The following is a 13,401-nucleotide window of genomic DNA, read 5'->3' as shown; positions in this document are numbered from 1 at the left end:
AGGTCTGACATTCGGACACGAACTCGAGCATTAGCTTGCTGTATTGCTCAGCCCGTGTCCGATTGTCAGACCTGACCCCGATGGTTTGGACCCCGATGGTTTGAATTGAAGCGCGGAATTGAAGCGCTGCCGGTTTGCGCAAATGGCTACACTGGAGCCATGACCGCTTGGGGGCTCGCCGCCCGACTGCCATGCGCAAATTCGCCCGCTCACACTGGAAAATCCTCATCGCGATCCTGCTTGCGATCGCACTGGCGACGCTGACCCTGGAAACCGACTCCGCCGCCCCTACGCCGGATTTGTCCGCCCGCCTGCGCACGCACGTCGAGGCCATCGCCGCGAAGGAACACAATACCGCCACGCCGCGCGCGCTCGAGCAGGCCGCGCGCCACATCGAAACCACGCTGGAAGGCTACGGCTACAGCCTGCGCCGCCAGGAATACGAGGCCGGCGGCCAGCGGGTGCGCAACATCGAGGTCTCGGTGTCGAACACCGCGCCGGGCGCGAAGCCTGAGCGCATCTTCATCGTCGGCGCCCACTACGATTCGGCGCGCGGCGCACCGGGCGCCAACGACAACGGCAGCGGCACCGCCGCCGTGCTCGAACTGGCGCGCCTGCTCAAGACCATGCAGCCGAGCCGCGGCACCGAAGTGAAGTTCGTCTTCTTCGTGAACGAGGAACCGCCCTGGTTCATGGGCGAGGAGATGGGCAGCATGCAGCACGCCCGCGACCTGAAGAAGCACGGGCACCATGTGGAAGGGGCATTGATCCTGGAGACGATCGGCTGGTATTCGCAGGCGCAGAACAGCCAGAAGCTGCCGCCGGGGCTGGAGAAGCACTATCCGAGCACCGGCAACTTCATCGCCTTCGTCGGCACGCTCGAATCCTCGGCCCTGGTGCGCCAGGCGCTGGCCGCGTTCAAGGCAGGGTCGGACTTTCCGGCCGAGGGCCTGGCGGCACCGGCCCACGTGATGGGCGTGACCCTGTCGGACCATTCATCCTACAACCGGCACGGCTACCCTGCCCTGATGATCACCGACACCGCTTTCATGCGCTACCCCTACTACCATACGGCCGAGGATACGCCGGACAAGCTGGACTACGCGAGCATGGCGCGGGTGGTCACGGGACTGGCGCGGACCATGGAGTCGCTGGCGGGTGCTGCGCGCACGTAGGGTGGACGGCTTTTTGTGATCTGGTCCACTGGACCAGATCACTCCGCGCGCTCAGCTTCGGTATGCGTTGCCGCTGCGTGTCCGGGAGTTGGACGCGCGGACGGCATAGCCGTCCACCCTACAACCTCCAGGGGCCGCATATCATCCGTCAGCCGGCGAGGAACATCTCCTGCAGGTCGTTCAGGAAACGCTGCCCGAACTCGGTCGGCTTGATGAGCTTGTGGTCGCGGTAGAGCAAGCCCTTGCCTTCCGCCTCGTCCAGTGCCCTGGCGATGGCGCTGATGCTCATGCCGGTGCGTTCGCCGAACAGGTTCGGATCGAAGCCTTCCGTCAGGCGCAGGGCATTGAGCATGAACTCGAAACCCATGTCGGCGCGCGCGATCTCGTGCTCTTCCTGCACCGGGTTGCCGCGCCTGGCCGCCTCGATGAAGGAAGCCGGCTGCTTGTAGCGTGCCTGGCGCAGCACGCGGTGCGGGAAGGAGATCTTCGAATGCGCACCGGCGCCGATGCCGAGGTAGTCGCCGAAGCCCCAGTAATTCAAGTTGTGCTGGGCGCGCTTGCCGGGCTTGGCGTAGGCCGACACTTCGTAGTGTTCGTAGCCGGCCGCGGCCGTCGCCTCCAGGATCATGTCCTGCATGTCGGCGCTCGTATCGTCGTCCGGCAGGACCGGCGGGTACTTCGCGAACACCGTGTTCGGTTCCATCGTCAGGTGGTACATCGACAGGTGCGGCGGGGCGAAGGACAAGGCGGTGTCCAGGTCGCGCCGCGCCTCGGCCAGGGTCTGCCCCGGCAGCGCGAACATCAGGTCGAGGTTGAAGTTGTCAAACGTCGAGCGGGCGATCTCCACCGCGCGCAGCGCCTCGGCTTCGTCGTGGATGCGGCCCAGCGCCTTCAGGTGCGCGCCGTTGAAGCTCTGGATGCCGATCGACAGGCGGTTGATGCCGCTCTCCCGGTAAGACTTGAAACGTTCGGCCTCGAAGGTGCCGGGATTGGCTTCCATCGTGATTTCGGCGTCCAGCGCCAGAGGCAGCAGGGTGCGCACATCGGACATCAGGCGATCCAGCCCGGCGGCCGACATCAGGCTGGGCGTGCCGCCGCCAATGAAGATGGTGTGGATCTTGCGGCCCCAGATCATGGGCAGCGACTGCTCCAGGTCGAGGCGCACGGCGTCGAGGTATTCCTTTTCCGGCAGCTCGCCCTTGGCCTCGTGCGAGTTGAAGTCGCAATACGGGCACTTGCGCACGCACCAGGGGAAGTGGATGTAGAGCGACAGCGGCGGCAGGCTAGTCAGGTTCAGGGCACCCGGCTGCAGGTATTGCAGGGCCGTGGCGGCGGGAGAGCGCGGCTCCCCTGGCATCGGGCCTGCGACTTTAATCGGGATCATTTATTTAGTGTCAGTTTTTCTACCAATGCACGCAGGGCCTGGCCGCGGTGCGAATGGGCGTTCTTCACGCTCGGCTCGAGTTCGGCGGTGGTCTTGCCGAGCGAGGGAATCAGGAAATGCGGGTCGTAGCCGAAGCCGTTGGCGCCGCGTGCCGTGTCGATGATCTCGCCGTGCCACTGGCCGTCGGCGATCACGGGCTGCGGATCGTCGGCATGGCGCACGTAGACCAGCACGCAGTAGTAATAGGCCGACTTGTCGGCGTGCTTGGCGAGGTCGGCGACCAGTTTCTCGTTGTTGCGGGCGTCCGACTTCGGTTCGCCGGCGAAGCGCGCCGAGTAGACGCCGGGGGCGCCGCCGAGCGCGTTGACGCACACGCCCGAGTCGTCCGCCAGGGCCGGCAGGCCGGTCAGGCGCGCCGCATGGCGCGCCTTGGCCAGCGCGTTTTCCACGAAGGTGCCGAAGGGCTCTTCCGCTTCCGGGACGTCGAATTCGCCCTGCGGGTGCAGCTCGAAACCGATGGGTGCGAGGAGCTGGGCGAATTCCTTCAGTTTGCCGGCGTTGTTGGAGGCGAGGATCAGGCGTTGGGTCATGGGGGCTCGGAGGTGTGGTGGTGCGGAGGGTGGGTATTTTAGCGCTTTGGGCTAAAGCATGCTTCGGTGGCTGCGCTTGCAAACTTGGGCGGAACAATGCCAGTGGCATTGTTCCGGCCTTCGCCGGAACGACGTTCATGTGTTTGTGGCCACAGTCCTCAGCACGTCATTCCCGCGCAGGCGGGAATCCAAGTTTTTTATCGAAGCTGCGTTATTGAGTCAGCCAACCAAGCCCAACGACTGCTTCTGCAGTTTGATCAACTCCGTAATCCCCAGCTGCCCCAGGTCCAGCAGGCGGTTCATGCCCGCGCGATCGAAAGCCGCGCCTTCCGCCGTGCCCTGCACCTCGATGAAATGCCCCTGGTCCGTCATCACGATGTTCATGTCGGTATCGCAGGCCGAATCCTCGACGTAGTCCAGGTCCAGCACCGGCGTTCCCTGGTACACGCCGACCGAGATCGCCGCCACGAAGTGCTTCACCGGCACCGCCGCGACCAGGCCCTGCCCCGCCAGCGCGCTAAAGGCGTCGTAGGCCGCCACCATCGCCCCGGTGATCGAGGCGGTGCGGGTGCCGCCGTCGGCCTGGATCACGTCGCAGTCCAGGTGCAGGGTGCGCTCCCCGAAGGCGTCGAGGTCGAAGGCGGCGCGCAGCGAGCGGCCGATCAGGCGCTGGATCTCCTGGGTGCGGCCGGTCTGCTTGCCGCGCGCGGCTTCGCGGTCCATGCGGGTGTGCGTCGAGCGCGGCAGCATGCCGTATTCCGCCGTCAGCCAGCCCTGCCCTTTGCCCTTCAGGAAGCCCGGCACCTTGTCTTCGATGCTGGCGGTGCAGATCACCTTGGTGTCGCCGCACTCGATCAGCACCGATCCTTCGGCGTGCTTGGTGTACTGGCGGGTGATGCGGATGCTGCGCAGCTGGTCAACCGCGCGCCCGCTCGGGCGTTGTGCAAACGTCATGGGAAGCCTTATTTGAGTAGTTGGGAGGATTTCTCGATCGCCTCGCGGATCTCGGCAATCGCTTTTTCGATCTCGTCCTCGTCGAAGGCGTCCGCCCCCGAGGGCAAGGGCTGGCCGGCGGCGATGGTCGAGCTGACCTCGTCCTCCGGCAGCATCTGGGTCGAGATCACGCCGGGCGACAGGCCCGCTTTCGGGTCCGCGCCCTGCCAGGTGATCGCCAGCGCCGTGGTGTTGTCGGCGCGTGCGCCGCCGATCGCGGCGGCCATCGCCACCATGTCGGGCACCGCCTGCACGATGGTGGACGTGGACAGCCGGTGCACGATCTCGGTCTCCGGCAGCATGGCCCACAGGCCGTCCGAGCACAGCAGCAAGGTATCGCCTGGTTCGAGGCTGGCCTGGCGCGAGATGTCGATCCGGGGCGCCTGGCCGGCGCCCAGGCAGTTGTACAGCTTGTTGCGGTCCGGGTGGGTGTTGCGCTCGGCCTCGCTGGCGCGGCCGCGCTCGATCAGGTATTCCAGGTGCGAATGGTCGCGCGTGCGCGCCAGCACCTGGTTGCGGCGCACCCAGTACAGGCGCGAGTCGCCGCAGTGCGCCCAGACGGCGCAGTTGTGCTGCACCAGGCAGGCCACCACCGTGGTGCGCGGCGTCTCCGGCAGCTTGTGTTTTTCCGCATAGGCCAGGATGTCCCAGTGGGCCTGGTTCAGCGCCTCTTCCAGGAAACGCTCGGGCTTTTTCACATACGGCCTGGCCTGCATGCGGAACATCATCGACAGCGTCTGCAGCGCGATGGTCGCGGCGATCTCGCCGCGCATGTGCCCGCCCATGCCGTCGGCCAGCACCAGCAGCAGCGCATCGCGCGTGAAGCTGTAGCCCATGCGGTCCTGGTTGACCTTGCGCCCGCCGATGTGGGTCTGCTGGTAGACGGAAAACTGCATGTTTGCTCCCTCGCTCTAGCTTGCTTTGCGGCCGAAGCCGAGACGTCCGGCCAGTCCACGCCAGCCCCCGGCCGGCGCCTGCGGCGCTTCGTCCTCGGCCTGCGGCGCCAGCGTCGGCGCCGCCTGCAGCACCTTCTGCATCGCGAACACGCTCTGCGGACGGCTCAAGGGATCGAGCGCCATGCACGAACGCACCATCTCGACCAGTTCGGGCGAATAGCCGCCTGCGAGCCTGGCGAACTGCGCCTCGGTCCTGTCTTCTTCCTTGCGCGCCTCGACCGGGGGCGGCATGGAGCGCGTCATGCAAGCATACATGGCCGCGCCGATGCTGTAGATGTCGGTCCAGGGCCCGAGCGTGGCGGCGCGGCTGTACAGCTCGGGCGCCGCGAAGCCCGGGGTGTACATCGGCGCCAGCATCGGCGCGTCGAGGTTGATGGTCTGGCGCGCCGCGCCGAAGTCGAGCAGCAGCGGCGAGCCGTCCAGGCGCAGGTAGATGTTGGCCGGCTTGAGGTCGAGGTGCAGCAGCTTGTTGGCGTGGACCTCGCGCACGCCGGCGCACACGCCCTTGAACAGCTGGCGGATCGCCGTCTCGTTCATGCGGCTGCCCTTGGCGTGCAGGCGCGCGATGTGGTCCTGCAGGGTGTGGCCGGATTCGTAGGCCATCACCATGTAGACCGTCTCGTGGGCGCGGAAGAAGTTCACCACCCGCACCACGTTCGGATGGACGATCCGGGCCAGCGCCCGCCCCTCTTCGAAGAAACATTTCAGGCCGATGCGGAACACCGGTAGGTTGGGCCTGGAAACGCTAGGGGCCAATTCACCCGGCGCGCGCAGGGCGAGCTGGCTGGGCAGGTATTCCTTGATGGCGACCGCGTTGCCCTCGCCGTCATATGCCAGATAAACAATACTGAACCCACCGGACGCAATTTTCTTTACAATGCGATATCCGGCAATTTCCAGGCCATCAGGCAGGGGGGCATTATTCTGTGCGGCCATTCAGAGTCCTTGCTTAACAGGGCGATTGTGTGGGATAAATGTTGCCTTTGTAAAGGCCACCTCGATCAGCCCCTGACGGTTCTCGAGGGTTCTAAAGAATAAAAAAGACGGGGAAATCTTTGAGCATTTCAAGCATGACAGGTTATGCGGTTGCCACCAGCGAAAGCGCTGCCGGCACCCTCACGATCGAGATCAAGAGCGTCAATTCGCGCTTCCTCGACCTCCAGTTCCGCATCAACGACGAGCTGCGCGCGCTGGAACCCGACTTGCGCGCCGCTATCATGGCGGCGATCACGCGCGGCAAGGTCGAGGTGCGCTTGTCCTTCGGCCGCAAGACCGCGGGCGGCTCGCAAGTGCTCAATCAGGAACTGCTGGCCGACCTCGCGCGCCTGCAGGCTGAAGTCACCAAACATTTCGCCCAGGCGCCGCAGATGACGGTGGCCGAACTGCTGCGCTGGCCCGGCGTGATCGAAGAGTCGACCGTCGGCCAGGAGTCGCTGCAGCTTGATGTGGCCGCCCTCACCGCCACCACCGTGGCCGCTTTCGTCGACAGCCGCAGGCGCGAAGGCGCGGCGCTCGAAGCGATGCTGCTGTCGCGGATCGACGCCATGGAAGCGATCGTCAAGCGCATCACCCCGCTCATTCCCCAGGTGATCAACGGCTTCCAGCAGAAGGCGGTCGAGCGCATGCAGGATGCGCTGGGCCTGGCCGGACACGGCAACCCGTCGACCCTGACGCGCCAGGAAGTGCTGGAGCGTATTCGCCAGGAAGTGACGCTGTACGGCATCCGCATCGACGTCTCGGAGGAACTGTCGAGGCTGTCGGCGCATCTCAATGAGACGCGACACATCCTCAAGAAAGGCGGCCAGGTCGGCAAGCGCCTCGACTTCATGATGCAGGAACTGAACCGCGAGGCGAACACGCTGGGCGCGAAGGCCTCGGCCAAGGAGCTGGCGGATGCGTCGATGGAGCTGAAGCTGCTGATCGAGCAGATGCGCGAGCAGGTGCAGAACCTCGAATAATTGACATAGATTGTTGTCGTCGCGCAACAATGTGCGAGCGACAGTTGAACGCGTGGGCGGGAAACCCGCCCACCCTACGAACGGCGATGTGCTTTTCGTAGGGTGGGCAAGTTTCTTGCCCACGCGTTCAACGTTATGATGAACACCACGCACCAAACAAGGAATTGAATATGATCACTCCCGCCCTCTCCGGCAGCCTGTTCGTCGTCGCCGCCCCATCCGGCGCCGGCAAATCGACCCTGGTCAACGCCCTGCTGAAGCTGGAACCGGGCATCAAGCTGTCGATCTCGACCACCACCCGCCCGCCGCGTCCGGGCGAGCAGGACGGCCGCGAATACCATTTCACGTCGGCGGAAGACTTCGTCTCGCGCGCCGACCGCGGCGAATTCCTGGAATGGGCGGAAGTCCACGGCAACTACTACGGTACCAGCCGCTTGAGCGTGGAACAGGAAATGAAACTGGGCACCGACATCCTGCTGGAGATCGACTGGCAGGGCGCGCGCCAGGTGAAGAAGCAGTTCCCCGACGCGGCCGGCATTTTCATTCTGCCGCCGTCGATCGAAGCCCTGGAGGAGCGCCTGCACAAGCGCGGGACCGACGAGCCCCATATCATCACCCGCCGCCTGCTGGCCGCCGGGGGGGAGATGGCTCACGCTCCGGAGTTCGAATATGCTATCATCAACGAAGAGTTCAACGTCGCCCTCGCGGAACTGCAGGCGATTGTCAAAGCGACACGTTGCCGTTTCGCCCAGCAGGCGGCGCGCAACGCCGACTTGTTTGCCCAACTGGGAATCCACGCGCAACAACCAAATTTGTAATTTAACAGCGTGCGGCGCCGCAAGGTCGTCGCACATTGTCATTCAGGAGTAATCATGGCCCGTATCACCATCGAAGATTGCCTCAAGAACGTCCCGAACCGCTTCCAGCTGACCCTGGCCGCAACCTATCGCGCACGCCAGCTGCTGCAGGGCCACACCCCGAAGGTCGAAGCCAAGGACAAGCCGACCGTCGTCGCGCTGCGCGAAATCGCCGCCGGCAAGGTCGGCCTGGAGATGCTGAAGAAAGTGCCGATGTAAAACCCTGGGGGCTCGATAAACCTACTGCGCGTTGCGCTGTCGGTTTGCGATGCTCGCTGTACTGCTCGTACAGCTGCGCTTCTCAACCAACATCGCTGCCGCTCGCTACGGTTTCTCGAGCCCCCATGTAAGTGGACCTGGAATCGTCATATCGATATTCTGTTATTCTGTGCCTACACTGGCTGATCGATATTACATATGAGTTTGTCTTCCCCGGATTCGACCCATCCAGGCACCCCTTCCCGGACCAAGCGTCCGGGTAAACCGAAAGACGCCGAGGCGCCGGCGCCCGCCCCGGGCGTCGCCTCGGTCACGCAGCTCATCAACAAGCTGTCCGACTACCTCACCCCCGCCGAGCTGAAAAAGGTCAAGGAAGCCTACCGCTTCTCCGACGAGATGCATCTCGGCCAGGTCCGCAAGTCGGGCGAGCCCTACATCTCCCATCCGATCGCCGTCGCGGAAATCTGCGCCGAGTGGAAGCTCGACGCCCAGGCCATCATGGCCGCGCTGCTGCACGACGTGATCGAAGACCAGGACGTCAAGAAGGACGAGCTGATCGAGCGCTTCGGCGCCCAGGTCGCCAACATGGTCGACGGCCTGTCCAAGCTCGAGAAGATCGAGTTCCAGAGCCAGATCGAAGCCCAGGCCGAGAACTTCCGCAAGATGCTGCTGGCCATGGCCTCGGACGTGCGCGTGATCCTGATCAAGCTGGCCGACCGCCTGCACAATATGCGCACCATGGGCGTGATGGTGCCGGCCAAGCGCCGCCGCATCTCGCGCGAGACCATGGAAGTCTACGTGCCGATCGCGCACCGCCTGGGCCTGAACAACATCTACCGCGAGCTGCAGGACCTGGCCTTCGCCCACCTCTACCCGCTGCGCTACTTCACGCTGGCCAAGGCCATCAAGGCGGCGCGCGGCAACCGCCGCGAGGTGGTCAAGAAAATCCTCGAGGCGGTCAAGGCCCAGCTGGCCGCGGCCGGCATCCAGGCCGAGGTCTACGGCCGCGAAAAGACCCTGTACGGCATCTACAAGAAGATGCGCAACAAGCACCTGTCGTTCTCGCAGGTGCTGGACGTGTATGGCTTCCGCGTGGTGGTCGACACGGTGCCGAACTGCTACGTGGCGCTCGGCACCCTGCACGCCCTGTACAAGCCGATGCCGGGCAAGTTCAAGGACTACATCGCGATCCGCAAGATCAACGGCTACCAGTCGCTGCACACGACCCTGATCGGCCCCTACGGCACCCCGGTCGAGTTCCAGATCCGCACCCAGGACATGCACCGCACCGCCGAAAGCGGCGTGGCGGCGCACTGGCTGTACAAGACCGGCGACTCGAACATGTCGGACCTGCAGCAGCGCACCCACGCCTGGCTGCAATCGCTGCTCGACATCCAGCAGCAGACCGGCGACTCGGCCGAGTTCCTCGAGCACGTCAAGGTCGACCTGTTCCCGGATTCGGTGTACGTGTTCACGCCGAAGTCGAAGATCATCGCCCTGCCGCGCGGCGCCACGGCGCTCGACTTCGCCTACTCGATCCACACCGGCATCGGCGACCACACGGTGGCGGTCAAGATCAACAACGAGACCCAGCCGCTGCGTACCGAACTGCACAACGGCGACATCGTCGAGATCGTCACCGATCCGGAATCGCGCCCGAGCCCGACCTGGCTGAGCTATGTCCGTACCGGCAAGGCGCGTTCGGCGATCCGCCACTACCTGCGCACGGTGAACGTCAACGAGTCGGTCGAGCTGGGCCAGGAACTGCTGGCCGGGGCGCTGGCCGCGCGCAACATCAATCCCGAACTGCCCGCGGCGACCATCGAAAAGCTGCTGGCCGAATCCTCGGCCAAGTCGATGGAAGAGCTGTACGCCGACATCGGCATCGGCAAGCGCATGCCGCAACTGGTGGCGCGCCACATCTTCGGCCTGATGGACGCCGACCCCGAGCACAAGCCTTCCAGCCTGCCCCTGCCTGCCAGCGACATCGACCCGGTCACCATCTACGGCAGCGAAGGCGTATCGGTGCAACTGGCGCCCTGCTGCCTGCCGATCCCGGGCGACCAGATCACCGGCCAGCTGCGCCGCGACCAGGGCCTGGTGGTGCACACCAGGGACTGCCTGCCGGCGGCGCGGGTGCGCGCCAAGGAGCCGGACCGCTGGATCGCCGTGCAATGGGGCGAGGAACTGAACCGCCGCTTCGACTGCCGCATCCGCCTGCTCATCAACAACGAGAAGGGCATCCTGGCGCGCGTCGCGGCCGAGATCGGCGAGTCCGACGCCAACATCACCTATGTCGGCATGGACGAGGACGACGAACACCTGATGACCCAGCTGCGCTTCACGATCCAGGTGAAGGACCGGGTGCACCTGGCGCAGCTGATCCGCAACCTGCGGCGGGTGGCGGGTGTCAACCGGGTCGAGCGCGAGCGCTCCTGATACCGGAACGGCAGCCGCGGCCGGACGCCCGGCTGGCCCGGCCCGGCCGCCCGCATGCACGCTGCATGCGCCAGAAAACAGCTCATCCATTCGTGCGCTCATTATCAGCTTGTCCATATTAATATTTGGACATTGCCCACCATGAGAGCGCTTACATGAACAAACCTTCCCTCCGCCTTGCTGTCGCGTCCTTGCTGCTGGGCGCAAGCTGCACCGCCTCGGCCGCTTCGCTGGTCACCAAGCCGCTGGTCATTTCCGGCGTCATCCATGAAGTGCTCGGCCCGTCGCTGCGCTGCCCGTCGAAACTCGGCGGAACCCTGGTCGGACACGGCAACGATCCGGTCCTCGGCCCGGTCGCCTTCATGGGCAAGGACTGCGTCACGCCCAACGGCCCGCTGCTCACCTTCAGCGACGGCCGCATTACCCTTCTCACCGGGAGCGGCGAGGTGATCTACGCCAACTACAGCGGCCAGGCCGTCCCGACCGGCGATGGCAAGGTTGTCTTCAGCAATGCCACCTTCCAGATTACCGGCGGCACCGGACGCTACCACCGGGCCTCCGGTGGCGGCGACTTCACCGGCAGCCAGGCACTCCTGACCGGCGCCGGCACCATCAAGCTGAGCGGAAAAATCACCTACCGCGAGTAGTATCTCGCGCATGACGCGCGAGCGTTCCCGCGCCCGCGTCCGGCGGGGGCTGCCGCCCCCTGAGTTGCCTGGAAGCGGTATGATGGCTTTTTTCCTTCCGGGCATTCGAACCTATGCTTTCGCTGGACCAGATCGGAGCCGTCTTCAACAGTTCCACCATTCCCACCGCCCTGTTCTCCCCGTCGGATGACCCGGTCTTCGTCGCGGTCAACGACGCCTTCCTGCGCACCAGCACGCGCAGTCGCGAAGAGTTGCTGGGGACGCGCCTGTTCGCCGCCTTCGAGGTGCCCGGGGAAAGCCCGGACAAGCCGATCGCCGCGGCCCTGAAGGAATCGATTGCGCTGGCCATCGCCAGCGGCCAGCCCCAGACGATGCCGGCGCAGCATTATCCGATCAAGCTCAGGCAGCCTGACGGCAGCGAATCCTGGGAGGACCGCTACTGGAACGCCGTCAACGCGCCGGTCTTCGACGCGGCGGGACAGCTGATCTTCGTGCTGCACTACACGCTCGACATTACCCAGCAGGTCCGGGCCCAGCAGGAACAACGCGCCGCGACCGAGCTCTACAGCAACCTGATCGCCTCGATGGACGACGGCTTCTGCATGGTCGAGGTGCTGTACGACGACGCGGGCAAGCCGGTCGACTACCGCTTCCTCGACATCAATCCGGCCTTCGAGGCCCAGACCGGCTTGAAGAATGCGCGCGGCAAGACCGTGCGCGAACTGGTGCCGGAGTCGGACGATACCCATTGGGCCGAGCTGTACAGCAGCGTGGCATTGACCGGAAGGCCGCTGCGCCTGAGCGAGGAAGGATCGCCGATCGGCCGCTGGTTCAACATCTACGCCACGCGCGTGGGCGACCCGAAGGAGGGCAAGGTGGCGGTCCTGTTCAGCGACGTCACCGAAACCCGGCGCACCCGCGACGACCTGCGCAGCCTGGCCAAGGACCTGGCCACCGAGAACCGGCGCAAGACCGAGTTCCTGGCGACGCTGGCGCACGAACTGCGCAATCCGCTGGCGCCGATCCGCACCGGGCTGGAGCTCATCCAGCTTGCCGGCGGCAAGCCGCCACCCAGGGTCTACGAGATGATGAACCGGCAGCTGACCCAGCTGGTGCACCTGATCGACGACTTGCTGGACATTGCCAGGATCAACAGCGGCAAGGTGCAGCTGAAACGCGAATGGATCGCGCTGCGCGAGGCCATCGCGAACGCGGTCGACACGGCCCTGCCCGCGATCGAGGCGGCCGGGCACCGGCTCGAGCTCGAGCTCCCCGACCTGCCGCTGGTCGTGCACGCCGATCCGGTCCGGCTGGCGCAGGTGTTCAGCAACCTGCTCACCAATGCGGCCAAGTACACGCCGGACGGCGGCAGGATCGGCGTCGCGGTGCGGCCGGACCAGGGCAGCGTGCGCGTCGCCGTGACCGACACCGGCATCGGCATTCCCGCCGAGGCCCTGCCCGGCGTGTTCGACATGTTCAGCCAGGTATCGCGCAACATGGGACGGGCGCAGGGCGGCCTGGGCATCGGCCTGTCCCTGGTGCGCCGCCTGATCGAGATGCACGGGGGAACGGTGCATGCCGAGAGTCCGGGCGAGGGCAAGGGCAGCAGCTTCGTGGTGGAACTGCCGCTGGCCACCGGCAGCGGGACGGATACTCCCCCCGGCGCCGAGACGCCCGGCGGCCCCATGCGCTGCGCCGGCCGGCTGAAGGTGCTCGTCGCCGACGACAACATCGACGCCGCCACCAGCTTCATGGCCCTGCTCGAAGCCCGCGGCCACGCGGTGGACGTGGTCCACGACGGGCGCCTTGCGCTGGAGCGGGCGCAGGGAGGCGGCTACGACCTGGCCATCCTCGACATCGGCATGCCGGGCCTGAGCGGCTACGAGGTGGCGGCCGCGCTGCGCGGCATGCCCGGTTGCGCGCACACCTTCCTGGCCGCGCTGACCGGCTGGGGATCGGACGAGGACCAGGCCCGCGCCCGGGCCGCGGGCTTCGATGCACACCTGACCAAGCCCGCCGGGCTGGGCGACATCGAGCGCCTGCTGCAGTCCCTGCCGGACAGGCGCGCGCAATGAACCGCCGCGCGGATGCTTGACGCACCCGCTTGACAAAGCAGTTCCCGCGCTTGCCTGTTAGAATCGCCTGGTTGACCTTCTGCTCGCTGCACGGGCACATGAAATCCA

At 65.5% G+C, this 13,401-nt stretch carries 12 protein-coding genes; 7 read left to right on the top strand and 5 right to left on the bottom strand.

Annotation, left to right across the window (positions count from 1 at the left end):
- Positions 1–191: 191 nt before the first annotated feature.
- A complete protein-coding gene (locus ACK4S9_RS04340) occupies positions 192–1,175 on the top strand; it encodes a M28 family peptidase (protein ID WP_409721958.1) in 984 nt (327 codons plus the stop codon).
- 148 nt (positions 1,176–1,323) lie between these two features.
- Here ACK4S9_RS04340 and hemW read toward each other — a convergent pair whose 3' ends face one another.
- The 5 genes from hemW to ACK4S9_RS04315 form a co-directional block, all read right to left on the bottom strand.
- The gene (gene hemW / locus ACK4S9_RS04335; RefSeq protein WP_409721955.1) at positions 1,324–2,559 is read right to left on the bottom strand and encodes a radical SAM family heme chaperone HemW; all 1,236 of its coding nucleotides are present in this window, start codon (positions 2,557–2,559) and stop codon (positions 1,324–1,326) included.
- Entirely contained in the window at positions 2,556–3,149 is a 594-nt protein-coding gene (gene rdgB / locus ACK4S9_RS04330) for an RdgB/HAM1 family non-canonical purine NTP pyrophosphatase (protein WP_409721952.1), read from the bottom strand. The genes hemW and rdgB overlap by 4 nt, the downstream gene beginning before the upstream one ends.
- 219 nt (positions 3,150–3,368) lie before the next feature.
- Positions 3,369–4,103 carry a ribonuclease PH gene (gene rph / locus ACK4S9_RS04325; protein ID WP_409721949.1) on the bottom strand — a complete coding sequence of 245 codons (735 nt, stop codon included), beginning with the start codon at positions 4,101–4,103 and terminating at the stop codon, positions 3,369–3,371.
- Between the two features lie 8 nt (positions 4,104–4,111).
- Positions 4,112–5,038, bottom strand: a complete 927-nt coding sequence (locus ACK4S9_RS04320) for a PP2C family protein-serine/threonine phosphatase (protein WP_409721946.1) — start codon at positions 5,036–5,038, stop codon at positions 4,112–4,114.
- Positions 5,039–5,053: 15 nt separating this feature from the next.
- Positions 5,054–6,034, bottom strand: a complete 981-nt coding sequence (locus ACK4S9_RS04315) for a serine/threonine-protein kinase (RefSeq protein WP_409721943.1) — start codon at positions 6,032–6,034, stop codon at positions 5,054–5,056.
- A gap of 134 nt (positions 6,035–6,168) precedes the next feature.
- Between ACK4S9_RS04315 and ACK4S9_RS04310 the strand changes: the two genes are divergently transcribed.
- The 6 genes from ACK4S9_RS04310 to ACK4S9_RS04285 all read left to right on the top strand — a co-directional run bounded on the left by ACK4S9_RS04310 (position 6,169) and on the right by ACK4S9_RS04285 (position 13,293).
- Positions 6,169–7,056 carry a YicC/YloC family endoribonuclease gene (locus tag ACK4S9_RS04310; RefSeq protein ID WP_409721940.1) on the top strand — a complete coding sequence of 296 codons (888 nt, stop codon included), beginning with the start codon at positions 6,169–6,171 and terminating at the stop codon, positions 7,054–7,056.
- Positions 7,057–7,226: 170 nt separating this feature from the next.
- Positions 7,227–7,874: a guanylate kinase gene (gene gmk / locus ACK4S9_RS04305; RefSeq protein ID WP_409721937.1), complete on the top strand. Its 648-nt coding sequence runs from the start codon at positions 7,227–7,229 to the stop codon at positions 7,872–7,874.
- A gap of 54 nt (positions 7,875–7,928) precedes the next feature.
- Positions 7,929–8,132, top strand: coding sequence for a DNA-directed RNA polymerase subunit omega (gene rpoZ, locus ACK4S9_RS04300; RefSeq protein ID WP_005665923.1), 204 nt, complete (start codon positions 7,929–7,931; stop codon positions 8,130–8,132).
- Positions 8,133–8,330: 198 nt separating this feature from the next.
- Positions 8,331–10,571 carry a RelA/SpoT family protein gene (locus ACK4S9_RS04295; protein WP_409721932.1) on the top strand — a complete coding sequence of 747 codons (2,241 nt, stop codon included), beginning with the start codon at positions 8,331–8,333 and terminating at the stop codon, positions 10,569–10,571.
- Between the two features lie 155 nt (positions 10,572–10,726).
- Positions 10,727–11,218: a hypothetical protein gene (locus ACK4S9_RS04290; protein ID WP_409721930.1), complete on the top strand. Its 492-nt coding sequence runs from the start codon at positions 10,727–10,729 to the stop codon at positions 11,216–11,218.
- A gap of 113 nt (positions 11,219–11,331) precedes the next feature.
- Positions 11,332–13,293: an ATP-binding protein gene (locus ACK4S9_RS04285; RefSeq protein WP_409721927.1), complete on the top strand. Its 1,962-nt coding sequence runs from the start codon at positions 11,332–11,334 to the stop codon at positions 13,291–13,293.
- The last annotated feature ends 108 nt before the right edge of the window (positions 13,294–13,401 follow it).

This window comes from Massilia sp. (genome assembly GCF_046293535.1).
Classification (GTDB): domain Bacteria; phylum Pseudomonadota; class Gammaproteobacteria; order Burkholderiales; family Burkholderiaceae_D; genus Telluria.
This window is presented reverse-complemented; position numbering and strand designations above follow the sequence as displayed.